Origin of the sequence: Citrobacter sp. Colony219 (genome assembly GCF_019382635.1) — a bacterium.
Classification (GTDB): domain Bacteria; phylum Pseudomonadota; class Gammaproteobacteria; order Enterobacterales; family Enterobacteriaceae; genus Citrobacter; species Citrobacter youngae.
In genome coordinates, this window is the sequence record NZ_CP080033.1 from 323,790 (window position 1) to 339,091 (window position 15,302).

The window sequence follows — 15,302 nt, forward strand, 5'->3', positions numbered from 1 at the left end:
TTGATAACAGAATTTGCCTGGCGGCTGTAGCGCGGTGGTCCCACCTGACCCCATGCCGAACTCAGAAGTGAAACGCCGTAGCGCCGATGGTAGTGTGGGGTCTCCCCATGCGAGAGTAGGGAACTGCCAGGCATCAAATTGCAGTAAACCGGGATGAATAATCCGGGTAGTGACAAAGAAATTCGGTGGAGCGGTAGTTCAGTTGGTTAGAATACCTGCCTGTCACGCAGGGGGTCGCGGGTTCGAGTCCCGTCCGTTCCGCCACTTATTAGAAAATTAAGCCTGCTTAGTAGCAGGCTTAATGATAAGAAAATTTAGGGGCGTAGCTCAGTTGGTAGAGCACCGGTCTCCAAAACCGGGTGTCGCGAGTTCGAGTCTCTCCGCCCCTGCCAGAAACAATCCTTAGCATCCTTGCTAAGGATTTTTTTTTACCTGAACATCATATTCTGGATCTTCCAGTTCATTTTTTCCCGGCATCCTTGCCAGCGTTTTCATTAATCTTCCAAAATATTTGTTTTCAGCAGATCGCGAATAAGTGCATGTTTGTCGCTATTTTGCAGCCAAACCGCATATAACGGACGTGAAAGAGTCGCACTGTCAGTAACTGTATGAAGATCGCTTTTGGTTCTGGCCCAACTGACGGGAAGCCAACTAAACCCTTTAATTACAGAAAGTTGCTGTCTTGCCAGTTCTGCAGAACTGGTGGTAAGTACCGGCACTTCATCTCCAGCAATCAATCCCGCTTCGTGCTGCTGAAAATCCGGTCCCCATTCCAGGCGTAGGTAATTCAGTTCATCTTTGGTTTGCGATGGAGAGCTACAATAGAGCGCCAGCGTGAAATATCCCAACAGTTGGCTGCTAAATTCGTCCATTTTTGGGGTTTCGGTCGTAATTAACAGATCCAGCTGTCGTTCATGGAGCTGCTTTACTAGCGACTGGCGCTGAGCGATCCTCGCTTCAAACTGCAGGCTGGATTGTGGCTCCTGAGATTGGTATAAACGCCGCAACCAGTCATTGAGCATGCATTCCCAAAGGGATGCACTGGCACCGATCGAAAACTCGTTGTGCCGTGAGGTATTCGCGACCTCCTTACGTGCTGCTTGCCATGTATTCATCAGCGTTTCAGCGTAAGGCAATAATTTTTCACCTGCAGCGGTCAAACGAATATTGTTTCTGTGTCGGGTGAACAGGTTCACACCCAGTTGATTTTCCAGTTGTCTGATCCGAAAACTCACCGCCGACTGGGTCAGGTAGAGCGCTTCAGCTGCCCGACCAAAGTGGCGTGTCCGGCTAACTTCCAGGAAAGTTTTTAACAATTCCGTATCCACAACGCGCTCCATAAAATTATTTGTCGTGATGATTTAAATCTTTTGTTTGACGCTCTGTCAAGCGTAACTAATACTCCGCGCCATAAATAGCTCGGCCAAAGAATTAGGAGCGTGCAGGATGGCGGAAAGCTTTACGACGACTAATCGATATTTCGACAATAAATATTACCCCCGTGGATTCTCCCGTCATGGTGATTTCACCATTAAAGAGGCACAGCTGCTTGAGCGTCATGGCTATGCCTTCAACGAGCTGGATCTGGGTAAACGTGAGCCAGTAACTGAAGAAGAAAAATTGTTTGTTGCGGTATGCCGTGGTGAACGTGAGCCAGTTACCGAAGCTGAACGCGTGTGGTCTAAATACATGACGCGCATTAAGCGTCCAAAACGCTTCCACACGCTGTCTGGTGGGAAACCTCAGGTGGAAGGTGCAGAAGACTACACCGAATCTGATGATTAATAAAAAAGGGCGTAAGCCCTTTTTTTATGCCAGTAATTTCTGCAGGTGAATTAATAACCTGTCTATCGCCCGATAAGCAACGGCCTCCTGCAAGTGCTGGCGGGTGATATGGTCGCACTGTTCAATATCCGCAATGGTACGTGCGACTTTTATCAGGCGTAGCCAGGCGCGGATGGACAATCCAAGACGAGCTAACGAGTCCTCAAGCCAGTGCGCATCATCACTGCGCAGTACACAGTATTTATGGATATCCTGGCTGTCCAGATACGCATTTAACTTATTTTGCCGCCGATACTGACGCTCTCGTGCGGCGATGACGCGTTGCTTCACCGTTGCGCTATCTTCACCTTTCACTACGCTCTGGCTGAGTATGCCGGGTGGCGGTAAGGGAATTTCGAGGGAGAGGTCAAAGCGGTCAAGAAAAGGCCCTGACAGCCGATTGAGGTAGCGCAGCGTCTGTTCTGGGGTACAGCGGTTATGATTCCCCTGATAATGGCCTGTCGGGCTTGGATTCATTGCAGCAATGAGTTGAAAGCGCGCGGGATAGGTTATTTTTGCTCTGGTGCGGGATAGATGGATCTGCCCGGACTCAATGGGTTCGCGCAGTGCATCCAGCGTGCGTCGCTCAAACTCAGGTAATTCATCCAGAAATAATATACCGTTATGTGCCAGGGAGATCTCGCCTGGCGCAGGAATAGAGCCTCCACCGACCATTGCGGTTAATGAAGCACTATGATGGGGAGAACGAAAAGGGCGTTGCTTCCACTGTTTTTGTATCGTATCGGAATTAACCAGACTGAGGATCGCTGCACTTTCCAGCGCCTCATCGTTGCTAAGTGGAGGAAGCAGCCCTCTGAGACGGCTGGCCAGCATGGTCTTGCCCGTACCAGGCGGGCCGATAAACAGGAGGTTGTGACCACCAGCGGCGGTGATCTCCAGCCCTCGTTTACCCTGTTCCTGACCGATAACATCGCTGAGATCCTCTGGTGAAGGTTCGGCGGTAAAGTCTGCAGATTGCGGTTTGTCTAAATCATGCTTTCCTTCCAGGAATGCGCATACCGCCTGCAGGTGATCGGCAATCAGGCACCCTTCGCCGTGTATTAGACCAACCTCTGCGGCATTCTCTTTAGCGACAATGATTCGCCGGCCTGCACGAATCGCTTCGGTTGCGCTTGATATAGCGCCTGGAACGCCGCGTAAAGCGCCTGTAAGCGCTAATTCGCCTACCAGCTCATAGGTATCGAGATTATGGGGTGTAAGCTGCTCAGAAGCGACCAGAAGCGCAACAGCGATAGGTAAATCATATCGCCCCCCTTCTTTGGGGAGGTCAGCCGGAGCCAGGTTGATGGTTATCTTCCTGGTCGGGAATTCATACCCGCTATTAATAATTGCACTGCGTACCCGATCGCGAGCCTCTTTCACTGTCGTTTCAGGTAACCCCACCATGGTTAAACCAGGCAGGCCATTACTAATATGTACCTCGATGGTAATGGCTGGTGCATTCACGCCGAGGGCGGCGCGTGTGTGAACAATCGATAGTGACATAACCCCTCCTGATGGGAATATTATGTCGCAATAGATATCAGCAAGATTCTGCATAATTGATGTTTTTAGATGCTTATTCCTGTGTTTTTGTGTAATCAGGAATTGCTTGCCCCATGTCTGGAATCTCGCTCGCAAATGCGTATAAGTGTGCCGAGGAAAGAGATCGCAGGTGGTGCTGATGCGCTGAAACGTGAAATATTTTCATTTTATATTTTTTTTATAAAAAACAACGATATTTATCTAAACCGTTAACGGCGTCAGAAAAATGAAAACAAAAATATCTTGTGCTATTCGCAAATTCTATGGTAACTCTTTAGGTATTCCTTCGAACAAGATGCAAGAAAATACAAAAATGACAGCCCTTCTACGAGTGATTAGCCTGGTCGTGATTAGCGTGGTGGTGATTATTATCCCACCGTGCGGGGCTGCACTTGGACGAGGAAAGGCTTAGAAAACAAGCCTTAACGAACTAAGACCCCCGCACCGAAAGGTCCGGGGGTTTTTTTTGACCTTAAAAACTTAAACGAGGAGCAGAAAGTGAACGACAGCATAAAATTCTGTTTCTCAAGATTTACGGCGGGGATGTAACTATGAATGGGGCACAGTGGGTGGTACATGCGTTGCGTGCACAAGGGGTTCAAACCGTCTTTGGTTATCCCGGTGGCGCAATTATGCCGGTTTACGATGCATTGTATGACGGCGGCGTAGAGCACCTGTTGTGCCGACACGAGCAGGGTGCGGCGATGGCGGCGATTGGTTATGCCCGTGCAACGGGTAAAACCGGTGTTTGTATCGCCACTTCCGGCCCTGGTGCTACCAACCTGATCACCGGACTTGCCGATGCGTTGTTAGATTCTGTTCCAGTGGTCGCGATCACCGGCCAGGTGGCATCACCTTTCATCGGAACGGATGCGTTCCAGGAAGTGGACGTGCTTGGTATGTCGCTGTCCTGCACCAAACACAGCTTCCTGGTGCAGTCACTGGAAGAGCTGCCGCGCATCATGGCTGAGGCCTTCGCCGTGGCGAATTCCGGTCGCCCGGGTCCGGTTCTGGTGGATATCCCGAAAGACATCCAATTAGCCAGCGGTACGCTGGAGCCGTATTTTACCACCGTCGAAAACGTTGAGGCTTTCCCGCATGCTGACGTTGAGCAGGCGCGTAACATGCTGGCGCAGGCGCAAAAACCGATCCTGTACGTCGGTGGCGGCGTAGGTATGGCGCAGGCGGTTCCGGCCCTGCGTGAGTTTATTGCACTTACTCAAATGCCGGTTGCCTGCACGCTGAAAGGCTTGGGCGCAGTAGAAGCCGACTACCCCTACTATTTGGGCATGTTGGGAATGCACGGGACTAAAGCGGCAAATTTCGCGGTGCAAGAGTGTGATTTACTGATTGCAGTTGGCGCGCGTTTTGATGACCGGGTGACTGGTAAGCTGAATACTTTCGCACCGAACGCCAGCGTGATCCACATGGATATCGACCCGGCAGAAATGAACAAACTGCGCCAGGCGCATGTGCCCCTGCAGGGCGATTTAAATTCGCTGCTGCCGGCATTACAGCAGACGTTGAAGATTGACGAATGGCGTCAGCACAGTGCAGAACTGCGAGCAGAGCATACCTGGCGCTACGACCATCCGGGTGAGGCCATCTATGCACCGTTGTTGTTAAAACAACTGTCGGACCGTAAACCAGCGGATAGCGTTGTTACGACGGATGTTGGCCAGCATCAGATGTGGTCTGCACAGCATATGACCTATACCCGCCCGGAAAATTTCATCACCTCGAGCGGCTTGGGTACGATGGGCTTTGGTTTACCTGCCGCGGTTGGCGCACAGGTTGCTCGCCCGAACGATACGGTAATCTGTATCTCCGGTGACGGTTCCTTCATGATGAATGTACAGGAACTCGGCACCGTAAAACGCAAGCAGTTGCCGCTGAAGATAGTTTTACTCGACAACCAGCGGTTAGGCATGGTGCGACAATGGCAGCAGCTGTTTTTCCAGGAACGTTATAGCGAAACCACCCTTACCGATAACCCCGATTTCCTCATGTTGGCCAGCGCCTTCGGCATACCTGGTCAGCACATCACCCGTAAAGACCAGGTTGAAGCGGCACTCGACACCATGCTGAACAGCGAGGGGCCATACCTGCTTCATGTCTCAATCGACGAACTTGAGAATGTCTGGCCTCTGGTACCACCAGGTGCCAGCAACTCAGAAATGCTGGAGAAATTATCATGATGCAACATCAGGTCGCCGTTGAGGCTCGTTTCAATCCGGAAACGTTAGAACGTGTTTTACGCGTGGTACGCCATCGTGGTTTTCAGGTGTGCTCCATGAATATGGAAGCCGCCAGCGATGCGCAGAATATAAATATCGAATTGACCGTTGCCAGCCCCCGGTCGGTCGACTTACTGTTTAGTCAGTTAAGTAAACTGGTGGACGTTGCACATGTTGCCATCTGCCAGAGCACAACCACATCACAACAAATCCGCGCCTGAGCGCAAAAGGAAGAAAAATGACGACGAAAAAAGCTGATTACATTTGGTCTAATGGCGAGATGATTCGTTGGGAAGACGCGAAGGTTCACGTGATGTCCCACGCGCTGCACTACGGTACTTCTGTATTTGAAGGCATCCGTTGCTACGATTCTCACAAAGGGCCGGTGGTGTTCCGTCATCGCGAACATATGCAGCGTCTGCGTGATTCAGCCAAGATCTATCGTTTTCCCGTTTCTCAGAGCGTTGATGAGCTGATGGAAGCTTGCCGTGAGGTGATTCGTAAAAACAATCTGACCAGCGCCTATATCCGTCCGCTGGTGTTTGTTGGCGACGTGGGGATGGGCGTTAACCCGCCAGCGGGTTACACCACCGACGTGATTATCGCCGCGTTCCCGTGGGGGGCTTACCTCGGTGCTGAAGCGCTGGAGCAGGGGATCGACGCGATGGTTTCTTCCTGGAACCGCGTTGCGCCGAACACTATCCCTACCGCTGCTAAGGCTGGTGGTAACTATCTGTCTTCGCTGCTGGTGGGTAGCGAAGCGCGTCGTCATGGTTACCAGGAAGGTATTGCGCTGGATGTGAATGGTTACATCTCTGAAGGCGCGGGTGAAAACCTGTTTGAAGTAAAAGACGGCATTCTGTTTACCCCGCCGTTTACCTCCTCCGCGCTGCCAGGTATCACCCGTGACGCAATCATTAAGCTGGCGAAAGATCTCGATATCGAAGTGCGTGAGCAGGTGCTGTCCCGTGAATCGCTGTACCTGGCCGACGAAGTGTTTATGTCCGGTACTGCGGCCGAAATCACGCCCGTACGCAGCGTCGATGGTATTCAGGTGGGCGAAGGCCGCTGCGGCCCTGTCACCAAACGCATCCAGCAGGCCTTCTTTGGTCTCTTCACCGGTGAAACGGAAGATAAATACGGCTGGTTGGATCAGGTTAATCAATAAACATAAATTTGGGACGGCACGCACCGTCCCAATTATTAGACAGACGGGAGTTAATCAAGCATGCCTAAGTATCGTTCTGCTACCACCACCCACGGCCGTAATATGGCGGGTGCCCGCGCACTGTGGCGCGCCACCGGGATGACCGATGATGACTTCGGTAAACCTATTATCGCTGTGGTGAACTCTTTTACCCAGTTTGTGCCGGGCCATGTCCATCTGCGCGATCTCGGTAAGCTGGTTGCCGAACAAATCGAAGCCTCTGGCGGCGTAGCGAAAGAGTTCAACACCATTGCTGTGGATGATGGTATCGCCATGGGCCACGGGGGCATGCTGTATTCACTGCCGTCACGCGAGCTGATCGCTGACTCCGTTGAGTACATGGTTAATGCCCACTGCGCCGATGCGATGGTCTGCATCTCCAACTGCGACAAAATCACCCCGGGGATGTTAATGGCCTCCCTGCGTCTGAACATTCCGGTGATCTTTGTTTCTGGTGGCCCGATGGAAGCCGGGAAAACCAAGCTCTCTGACCAAATCATCAAGCTCGATCTGGTTGATGCAATGATTCAGGGCGCGGACCCGAAAGTCTCTGACTCACAAAGCGAACAGGTTGAGCGTTCCGCCTGCCCGACCTGCGGCTCATGCTCCGGGATGTTCACCGCAAACTCGATGAACTGTCTGACCGAAGCGCTGGGTTTATCGCAGCCGGGTAACGGTTCGCTGCTGGCGACTCACGCCGACCGTAAAACGCTGTTCCTTAACGCGGGTAAACGCATCGTTGAGCTGACTAAACGCTACTATGAGCAGGATGATGCTTCTGCGCTGCCGCGCAACATTGCCAGCAAGGCGGCGTTTGAGAATGCCATGACGCTGGATATCGCCATGGGCGGCTCCACCAACACCGTTCTGCACCTGCTGGCGGCGGCGCAGGAAGCGGAAATCGACTTCACCATGAGTGATATCGACAAGCTGTCCCGCAAGGTTCCGCAGCTGTGTAAAGTGGCGCCAAGCACCCAGAAATACCATATGGAAGATGTGCACCGCGCTGGTGGTGTGCTGGGGATCCTCGGCGAACTGGACCGCGCCGGCCTGTTGAACCGTGACGTGAAAAACGTGCTCGGTCTGACCCTGCCGCAGACGCTGGAACAGTACGATATCACCGTTACCCAGAATGACGCGGTGAAAAAGATGTTCCGCGCTGGCCCGGCGGGCATCCGTACCACTCAGGCGTTCTCGCAGGACTGCCGTTGGGATACGCTGGATGACGATCGCGCCGAAGGCTGTATCCGTTCGCTGGAACATGCTTACAGCAAAGATGGCGGTCTGGCAGTCCTGTACGGTAACTTCGCGGAAAACGGCTGTATCGTGAAAACCGCAGGTGTGGATGACAGCATCCTGAAATTTACCGGCCCGGCGAAAGTGTATGAAAGCCAGGACGATGCGGTTGAAGCAATCCTCGGCGGTAAAGTGGTGGCTGGCGACGTGGTTGTCATTCGCTACGAAGGGCCGAAAGGCGGGCCAGGCATGCAGGAAATGCTCTACCCAACCACCTTCCTGAAATCGATGGGGCTCGGCAAGGCCTGTGCGCTGATAACAGATGGCCGTTTCTCCGGCGGCACATCCGGCCTGTCTATCGGCCACGTTTCCCCGGAAGCGGCCAGCGGCGGTAATATCGCGATTATCGAAGACGGCGATATGATTGCTATCGATATCCCGAATCGTGGTATTCAACTGCAGTTGAGCGATGCGGAAATCGCGGCACGCCGCGAAGCACAGGAAGCACGCGGTGACAAAGCCTGGACGCCTAAAGATCGTCAGCGTCAGGTCTCCTTTGCGCTGCGCGCCTACGCCAGTCTGGCAACCAGCGCCGACAAAGGCGCGGTGCGCGATAAGTCGAAACTCGGGGGATAATGACCATGGCGGATTCACAACCTCTATCTGGTGCTCCTGAGGGCGCCGAGTATCTCAGAGCGGTACTGCGTGCGCCGGTATACGAAGCGGCACAGGTAACGCCGCTACAGAAAATGGAAAAGCTCTCTTCGCGCCTCGATAACGTTATTCTGGTCAAGCGCGAAGACCGTCAACCCGTTCACAGCTTCAAGCTACGCGGTGCCTATGCCATGATGGCGGGCCTGACCGAAGAGCAAAAAGCGCATGGGGTCATCACCGCATCGGCGGGTAATCATGCTCAGGGTGTCGCGTTCTCTTCTGCGCGACTAGGCGTGAAGGCGCTGATTGTCATGCCAACGGCTACTGCCGATATCAAAGTCGATGCCGTTCGCGGCTTCGGCGGAGAAGTGCTGCTGCATGGCGCGAATTTTGATGAAGCCAAAGCCAAAGCGATTGAGCTATCGCAGCAGCAGGGTTTTACCTGGGTTCCGCCGTTCGATCATCCGATGGTGATTGCCGGGCAGGGTACGCTGGCGCTGGAGTTACTGCAGCAGGATGCTCACCTTGACCGTGTTTTTGTCCCGGTGGGCGGCGGCGGTCTGGCGGCGGGCGTGGCGGTGTTGATCAAACAGCTGATGCCGCAGATCAAAGTGATCGCCGTTGAAGCTGAAGATTCCGCCTGCCTGAAAGCGGCGCTGGATGCCGGTCATCCGGTTGATCTCCCGCGCGTCGGTCTTTTTGCTGAAGGCGTGGCGGTCAAACGCATTGGTGATGAAACCTTCCGTCTGTGCCAGGAATACCTCGACGACATTATCACCGTTGATAGCGATGCTATTTGCGCAGCGATGAAAGACCTGTTTGAAGATGTGCGAGCCGTGGCTGAGCCATCGGGCGCGCTGGCGCTGGCGGGAATGAAAAAATACATCGCCCAGCACAATATTCGCGGTGAACGACTGGCACATGTGCTGTCCGGTGCGAACGTTAACTTCCACGGCCTGCGCTACGTGTCTGAACGCTGCGAGTTGGGGGAGCAACGTGAAGCATTGCTGGCGGTGACCATCCCGGAAGAGAAGGGCAGCTTCCTGAAATTCTGCCAACTGCTGGGTGGGCGCTCGGTTACTGAGTTTAACTACCGTTTTGCCGATGCCAAAGATGCCTGCATTTTTGTCGGCGTACGCCTGAGCCGTGGTCTGGAAGAACGTAAAGAAATCCTCCAGTTGCTTAGTGACGGCGGCTACAGCGTAGTGGATTTGTCCGACGACGAAATGGCGAAGCTGCACGTGCGCTATATGGTCGGTGGACGTCCGTCAAAACCCTTGCAGGAGCGACTGTTCAGCTTCGAATTCCCGGAATCGCCGGGGGCGCTGCTGAAGTTTCTGCATACACTGGGGACGCACTGGAATATTTCATTGTTCCACTATCGCAGTCATGGAACTGACTACGGCCGTGTTCTGGCAGCATTTGAACTGGGTGAACATGAACCTGATTTCGAAACGCGACTAAATGAACTGGGCTATGACTGTCATGATGAAACACATAACCCCGCGTTTCGTTTTTTTCTCGCGGGGTAATGTTTGGGGAGCCTGACTCTCTGCCGGTTAAGGTGCTTGCGCCGCCGTTCGGCGGCTAGTGATTTGGCAATATCTTCCAGAAAGCATCAATAAGCGGCTCATGCAGCCGCTTTTTTTGTGCGCATACGCCCAGCTCGAACGGTGTTTTTTCGTCGCTACGTTCCAGAATCATCACGCGGTTACGTACCGGCTCCGGGCTATTCTCCAGCACCACTTCTGGCAACAATGCTACGCCGCAGCCCAGCGCCACCATCGACACCATCGCCTCGTGGCCGCCCACGGTGGCGTAAATCGACGGATTGCTGATTTTATGGCGACGGAACCACAGCTCAATGCGGCGGCGCACCGGCCCCTGGTCGGCCATGATAAACGGCACCGTTGACCAGTCTGGCTCATCCACCGAAATCTGGTTGCGCACTGGGCAGGGCAGTGCTGGCGCTATCAATACCACAGCCAGATTCTCCAGCATGGAAAATGCCACCGCGCCGGGCAGTGTCTCGGGCTTACCGGCAATTGCCAGATCGGCCTCGCCGGTGACGACTTTTTCCATTGCATCGGCCGCGTCACCGGTGGTGAGCTTGATTTCCACCGACGGATGCTCGGCGCGGAAGCGGTCGAGGATCGGTGGTAAATGGCTGTAGGCGGCAGTCACTGAGCAGAAGATATGCAGTTCACCGGACAACGACGGTCCTTGTTGATCAATGGTATGGCGTAATTGCTGATACTGCAGCAGCGTCTGCTGGGCAAACACGCGCAGCTCCTCACCGGCTTCGGTGAGCGTCACCGTGCGGTTATCGCGGACAAACAGCGGCTGGCCGAGGTCTTCTTCAAGACGCTGAATTTGCCGGGAGAGCGTGGAGGGGCTGACGTGCATCGCCCGCGCGCTGCGGCCAAAATGGCGGCTTTCCGCCAGATGCAGGAACATTTTCAGATCGCGTAAATCCACCGGCGAACCTCTTTATTTTGACGTTGCAGATATTGCAATGTGACGTTGTGAATATATCAATTTCCGCAATAAATTTCCTGTCATATAGTGGGTTCATTCTCGCAAAAGCGAACCGAATAATAAGCACCACAACACAACATCACGGAGTACACCATCATGGCTAACTACTTTAATACACTGAATCTGCGTCAGCAGCTGGCTCAGCTGGGCAAATGTCGCTTCATGGGCCGCGAAGAATTCGCCGACGGCGCAAGCTACCTTCAGGGTAAAAAAGTGGTCATCGTCGGCTGTGGCGCTCAGGGTCTGAACCAGGGCCTGAACATGCGTGACTCCGGTCTGGATATTTCCTACGCACTGCGCAAAGAAGCGATCGCTGAGAAACGTGCTTCGTGGCGTAAAGCGACCGAAAACGGCTTCAAAGTAGGTACCTACGAAGAACTGATCCCGCAGGCTGACCTGGTGGTTAACCTGACGCCAGACAAACAGCACTCCGACGTTGTGCGTTCCGTACAGCCGCTGATGAAAGACGGCGCGGCGCTGGGTTACTCCCACGGTTTCAATATCGTCGAAGTGGGCGAGCAGATCCGTAAAGACATCACCGTTGTGATGGTGGCACCGAAGTGCCCGGGTACCGAAGTGCGTGAAGAGTACAAACGTGGTTTCGGCGTACCGACGCTGATCGCCGTCCACCCGGAAAACGACCCGAAAGGCGAAGGCATGGCGATCGCTAAAGCCTGGGCTGCGGCAACCGGCGGTCACCGTGCTGGCGTACTGGAATCCTCCTTCGTGGCAGAAGTGAAATCTGACCTGATGGGCGAGCAGACTATCCTGTGCGGTATGCTGCAGGCCGGTTCTCTGCTGTGCTTCGACAAGCTGGTGGAAGAAGGTACTGACCCGGCTTATGCGGAAAAACTGATTCAGTTCGGCTGGGAAACCATCACCGAAGCGCTGAAGCAGGGCGGTATCACGCTGATGATGGACCGTCTGTCTAACCCGGCGAAACTGCGCGCTTATGCGCTGTCCGAACAGCTGAAAGAGATCATGGCGCCGCTGTTCCAGAAACACATGGACGACATCATCTCCGGTGAATTCTCCTCCGGCATGATGGCTGACTGGGCCAACGACGATAAGAAACTGCTGACCTGGCGTGAAGAGACCGGCAAAACCGCGTTCGAAACCGCCCCGCAGTATGAAGGCAAAATCGGCGAGCAGGAGTACTTCGATAAAGGCGTTCTGATGATTGCGATGGTGAAAGCGGGCGTTGAGCTGGCGTTCGAAACCATGGTTGATTCTGGCATCATCGAAGAGTCTGCTTACTACGAATCACTGCACGAACTGCCGCTGATCGCGAACACCATCGCGCGTAAGCGTCTGTACGAAATGAACGTGGTTATCTCCGATACCGCAGAATACGGTAACTACCTGTTCTCTTACGCTTGCGTACCGCTGCTGAAAGAGTTCATGACCACTCTGCAGACCGGCGATCTGGGCAAAGCGATTGCTGAGGGTGCGGTAGATAACGCGCAGCTGCGTGATGTGAACGAAGCGATTCGCGGCCACGCTATCGAGCAGGTTGGTAAGAAACTGCGTGGTTATATGACGGATATGAAGCGTATTGCGGTAGCGGGTTAAATAGATTGTCGGGTGGTGCTAGCGCTTACCCGACCTACAATTTAGCCAAGAATGTAGGCCGGGTAAGGCGACAGCCGCCACCCGGCTTTTTTATTAGTTACGGTACAGCACTTTAATGATGTGGTAACCGAACTGCGTGTGCAGCGGGCCAGTTGGCTCCAGCACCGGGCAAGAGAAGACCACTTTGTCGAACGCCGGAACCATCTGGCCCTGGCGGAATTCGCCTAAATCACCGCCGCGTTTGCCTGATGGGCAGATTGAGTGTTTCTTCGCCAGCTTGCCAAAGTCGGCACCGTTTTTAATTTGTTCCAGAAGATCCAAAGCCAGTTTCTCTTCTTTAACAAGGATATGCACTGCTGCTGCTGTTTTTGCCATGATCGTGCCTTGAGTGGGGTGGTTGAGGCTGGCTATACTACCATGCTCTAAATTTCCCCTCCTGACTTTCATTGAGTGATCTTTATGCGTTTGAATCCCGGACAACAACAAGCCGTCGAATTTGTCACAGGACCTTGCCTGGTGCTGGCGGGGGCGGGTTCCGGAAAGACGCGCGTTATCACCAATAAAATTGCGCACCTGATCCGCGTTTGTGGCTATCAGGCGCGGCATATCGCGGCGGTGACTTTTACCAATAAGGCCGCGCGTGAAATGAAAGAGCGTGTGGCGCAGACGCTGGGTCGTAAAGAGGCGCGTGGATTGATGATCTCCACGTTCCACACGTTGGGGTTGGATATCATCAAGCGTGAATTTGCGGCGTTGGGGATGAAGTCGAACTTCTCGCTGTTTGACGATACCGACCAGGTGGCTCTGCTTAAGGAACTGACCGAAGGGCTAATTGAAGACGATAAACTTATCCTTCAACAGCTGATCTCAACGATCTCCAACTGGAAAAACGATCTGATGACCCCGGTGCAGGCAGCAGCCAGCGCTAAAGGCGAACGCGATCGTATTTTCGCGCACTGCTATGGCCTGTACGACGCGCATATGAAGGCGTGTAACGTGCTGGACTTTGACGATCTGATCCTACTGCCGACATTGCTGCTTCAGCGTAATGAAGAGGTGCGCGAGCGCTGGCAGAACAAAATCCGCTACCTGCTGGTGGATGAATACCAGGATACCAACACCAGCCAGTACGAGCTGGTGAAGCTGCTGGTGGGGCAACGTGCGCGCTTTACCGTGGTGGGTGATGACGATCAGTCGATTTACTCGTGGCGTGGTGCGCGTCCGCAAAACCTGGTACTGCTGAGCAAAGATTTTCCGGCGCTGCAGGTGGTGAAGCTGGAGCAAAACTACCGTTCCTCCGGGCGTATCCTGAAGGCGGCGAACATCCTCATTGCTAACAACCCGCACGTCTTTGAAAAGCGGTTGTTCTCTGAGCTGGGCTACGGACCTGAGCTGAAAGTACTGAGTGCCAACAACGAAGAGCATGAAGCGGAACGCGTGACCGGGGAGTTGATTGCTCATCACTTTGTGAATAAGACGCAGTATAAGGACTATGCGATCCTGTATCGCGGCAACCACCAGTCACGGGTGTTCGAAAAATTCCTGATGCAAAACCGCATCCCGTACAAAATTTCCGGGGGGACATCATTTTTCTCGCGTCCGGAAATCAAAGATCTGCTGGCCTACCTGCGTGTGCTGAGCAACCCGGATGACGATAGCGCGTTTTTGCGGATCGTCAACACGCCAAAACGTGAAATCGGCCCGGCCACACTGCAAAAGTTGGGTGAGTGGGCGATGACGCGTAATAAAAGCTTGTTTACTGCCAGCTTTGATATGGGTCTAAGCCAGACGCTGACCGGCCGCGGTTATGATTCTCTAACCCGCTTTACGCACTGGCTGGGGGAAATCCAGCGCCTCGCGGAGCGTGAACCGATTGCTGCCGTGCGTGACCTGATCCATGGCATTGATTACGAATCCTGGCTGTATGAAACCTCGCCGAGCCCGAAAGCGGCAGAAATGCGTATGAAGAACGTCAACACGCTGTTCAGCTGGATGACGGAGATGCTGGAAGGCAGTGAGCTGGAAGAGCCAATGACCCTGACCCAGGTCGTTACCCGCTTTACCCTGCGCGACATGATGGAGCGTGGAGAGAGTGAAGAAGAGCTGGACCAGGTGCAGTTGATGACGTTACATGCCTCAAAAGGGCTGGAGTTCCCCTATGTGTTTATGGTGGGAATGGAAGAGGGCTTTTTACCTCATCAGAGCAGCATCGATGAAGACAACATTGATGAAGAGCGTCGTCTGGCCTACGTTGGCATTACCCGTGCACAGAAAGAGCTTATCTTCACGTTGTGCAAAGAACGCCGTCAGTACGGTGAACTGGTGCGTCCGGAGCCAAGCCGCTTCCTGCTGGAACTGCCACAGGATGACGTTATCTGGGAACAGGAGCGTAAAGTGGTGAGCGCTGAGGAGCGGATGCAAAAGGGGCAGGCCAGCATTGCGAATATCCGGGCAATGATGGCGAAAGCCAAAGAGAAGTAATATTTATT

At 53.6% G+C, this 15,302-nt stretch carries 13 protein-coding genes, 2 tRNA genes and 1 rRNA gene; 12 read left to right on the forward strand and 4 right to left on the reverse strand.

Annotation, left to right across the window (positions count from 1 at the left end; translation table 11 throughout):
• Nucleotides 1-16: 16 nt before the first annotated feature.
• From rrf to JTI85_RS01400, 3 genes are all read left to right on the forward strand, one after another.
• Nucleotides 17-132: ribosomal RNA gene (rrf, locus tag JTI85_RS01390) — 5S ribosomal RNA — on the forward strand.
• A gap of 55 nt (nucleotides 133-187) precedes the next feature.
• Nucleotides 188-264 (forward strand) — tRNA-Asp (locus JTI85_RS01395).
• Between the two features lie 52 nt (nucleotides 265-316).
• A tRNA-Trp gene (locus JTI85_RS01400) sits at nucleotides 317-392 on the forward strand.
• A 102-nt stretch (nucleotides 393-494) separates the two neighbouring features.
• On the opposite strand, the gene hdfR is transcribed toward JTI85_RS01400, so the two are convergent.
• Nucleotides 495-1,340 (reverse strand): HTH-type transcriptional regulator HdfR, encoded by an 846-nt coding sequence (hdfR, locus tag JTI85_RS01405; protein WP_101743119.1) that lies wholly within the window; start codon nucleotides 1,338-1,340, stop codon nucleotides 495-497.
• Nucleotides 1,341-1,446: 106 nt separating this feature from the next.
• Between hdfR and maoP the strand changes: the two genes are divergently transcribed.
• Nucleotides 1,447-1,785: a macrodomain Ori organization protein MaoP gene (maoP, locus tag JTI85_RS01410; RefSeq protein WP_003018025.1), complete on the forward strand. Its 339-nt coding sequence runs from the start codon at nucleotides 1,447-1,449 to the stop codon at nucleotides 1,783-1,785.
• A 24-nt stretch (nucleotides 1,786-1,809) separates the two neighbouring features.
• Here the strand turns inward: maoP and JTI85_RS01415 are convergent, their stop codons facing one another.
• Nucleotides 1,810-3,330 carry a YifB family Mg chelatase-like AAA ATPase gene (locus tag JTI85_RS01415; RefSeq protein WP_137364803.1) on the reverse strand — a complete coding sequence of 507 codons (1,521 nt, stop codon included), beginning with the start codon at nucleotides 3,328-3,330 and terminating at the stop codon, nucleotides 1,810-1,812.
• A 352-nt stretch (nucleotides 3,331-3,682) separates the two neighbouring features.
• Here JTI85_RS01415 and ilvL point away from each other — a divergent pair, with 352 nt between their 5' ends.
• From ilvL to ilvA, 6 genes are all read left to right on the forward strand, one after another.
• Nucleotides 3,683-3,781 (forward strand): ilv operon leader peptide, encoded by a 99-nt coding sequence (ilvL, locus tag JTI85_RS01420; RefSeq protein ID WP_001311244.1) that lies wholly within the window; start codon nucleotides 3,683-3,685, stop codon nucleotides 3,779-3,781.
• A gap of 139 nt (nucleotides 3,782-3,920) precedes the next feature.
• Nucleotides 3,921-5,567, forward strand: a complete 1,647-nt coding sequence (gene ilvG / locus JTI85_RS01425; RefSeq protein ID WP_219352022.1) for an acetolactate synthase 2 catalytic subunit — start codon at nucleotides 3,921-3,923, stop codon at nucleotides 5,565-5,567.
• Nucleotides 5,564-5,827, forward strand: a complete 264-nt coding sequence (gene ilvM, locus JTI85_RS01430; RefSeq protein WP_003018017.1) for an acetolactate synthase 2 small subunit — start codon at nucleotides 5,564-5,566, stop codon at nucleotides 5,825-5,827. Before ilvG ends, ilvM begins: the two co-directional genes overlap by 4 nt.
• Before the next feature lie 17 nt (nucleotides 5,828-5,844).
• Nucleotides 5,845-6,774 (forward strand): branched-chain amino acid transaminase, encoded by a 930-nt coding sequence (locus JTI85_RS01435; RefSeq protein WP_003018014.1) that lies wholly within the window; start codon nucleotides 5,845-5,847, stop codon nucleotides 6,772-6,774.
• A gap of 60 nt (nucleotides 6,775-6,834) precedes the next feature.
• Entirely contained in the window at nucleotides 6,835-8,685 is a 1,851-nt protein-coding gene (ilvD, locus tag JTI85_RS01440; RefSeq protein ID WP_061066909.1) for a dihydroxy-acid dehydratase, read from the forward strand.
• A 5-nt stretch (nucleotides 8,686-8,690) separates the two neighbouring features.
• Nucleotides 8,691-10,235, forward strand: coding sequence for a threonine ammonia-lyase, biosynthetic (gene ilvA / locus JTI85_RS01445; protein ID WP_048214102.1), 1,545 nt, complete (start codon nucleotides 8,691-8,693; stop codon nucleotides 10,233-10,235).
• Between the two features lie 55 nt (nucleotides 10,236-10,290).
• Here ilvA and ilvY read toward each other — a convergent pair whose 3' ends face one another.
• Entirely contained in the window at nucleotides 10,291-11,181 is an 891-nt protein-coding gene (gene ilvY / locus JTI85_RS01450) for an HTH-type transcriptional activator IlvY (protein WP_101743117.1), read from the reverse strand.
• Nucleotides 11,182-11,337: 156 nt separating this feature from the next.
• On the opposite strand from ilvY, the gene ilvC reads away from it, so the two are divergent.
• Nucleotides 11,338-12,813, forward strand: a complete 1,476-nt coding sequence (ilvC, locus tag JTI85_RS01455) for a ketol-acid reductoisomerase (protein WP_124022123.1) — start codon at nucleotides 11,338-11,340, stop codon at nucleotides 12,811-12,813.
• 93 nt (nucleotides 12,814-12,906) lie between these two features.
• On the opposite strand, the gene ppiC is transcribed toward ilvC, so the two are convergent.
• The gene (gene ppiC, locus JTI85_RS01460) at nucleotides 12,907-13,188 is read right to left on the reverse strand and encodes a peptidylprolyl isomerase PpiC (RefSeq protein WP_003017999.1); all 282 of its coding nucleotides are present in this window, start codon (nucleotides 13,186-13,188) and stop codon (nucleotides 12,907-12,909) included.
• 84 nt (nucleotides 13,189-13,272) lie between these two features.
• Between ppiC and rep the strand changes: the two genes are divergently transcribed.
• Nucleotides 13,273-15,294 carry a DNA helicase Rep gene (gene rep / locus JTI85_RS01465; RefSeq protein WP_115601246.1) on the forward strand — a complete coding sequence of 674 codons (2,022 nt, stop codon included), beginning with the start codon at nucleotides 13,273-13,275 and terminating at the stop codon, nucleotides 15,292-15,294.
• The last annotated feature ends 8 nt before the right edge of the window (nucleotides 15,295-15,302 follow it).

What these genes read in the sequence shown, in the direction of transcription:
- hdfR (WP_101743119.1), bottom strand. Translation starts at nt 1,340, where the DNA reads ATGGAGCGCGTTGTGGATACGGAATTGTTAAAAACTTTCCTGGAAGTT.
- maoP (WP_003018025.1), top strand. Translation starts at nt 1,447, where the DNA reads ATGGCGGAAAGCTTTACGACGACTAATCGATATTTCGACAATAAATAT.
- JTI85_RS01415 (WP_137364803.1), bottom strand. Translation starts at nt 3,330, where the DNA reads ATGTCACTATCGATTGTTCACACACGCGCCGCCCTCGGCGTGAATGCA.
- ilvL (WP_001311244.1), top strand. Translation starts at nt 3,683, where the DNA reads ATGACAGCCCTTCTACGAGTGATTAGCCTGGTCGTGATTAGCGTGGTG.
- ilvG (WP_219352022.1), top strand. Translation starts at nt 3,921, where the DNA reads ATGAATGGGGCACAGTGGGTGGTACATGCGTTGCGTGCACAAGGGGTT.
- ilvM (WP_003018017.1), top strand. Translation starts at nt 5,564, where the DNA reads ATGATGCAACATCAGGTCGCCGTTGAGGCTCGTTTCAATCCGGAAACG.
- JTI85_RS01435 (WP_003018014.1), top strand. Translation starts at nt 5,845, where the DNA reads ATGACGACGAAAAAAGCTGATTACATTTGGTCTAATGGCGAGATGATT.
- ilvD (WP_061066909.1), top strand. Translation starts at nt 6,835, where the DNA reads ATGCCTAAGTATCGTTCTGCTACCACCACCCACGGCCGTAATATGGCG.
- ilvA (WP_048214102.1), top strand. Translation starts at nt 8,691, where the DNA reads ATGGCGGATTCACAACCTCTATCTGGTGCTCCTGAGGGCGCCGAGTAT.
- ilvC (WP_124022123.1), top strand. Translation starts at nt 11,338, where the DNA reads ATGGCTAACTACTTTAATACACTGAATCTGCGTCAGCAGCTGGCTCAG.
- ppiC (WP_003017999.1), bottom strand. Translation starts at nt 13,188, where the DNA reads ATGGCAAAAACAGCAGCAGCAGTGCATATCCTTGTTAAAGAAGAGAAA.
- rep (WP_115601246.1), top strand. Translation starts at nt 13,273, where the DNA reads ATGCGTTTGAATCCCGGACAACAACAAGCCGTCGAATTTGTCACAGGA.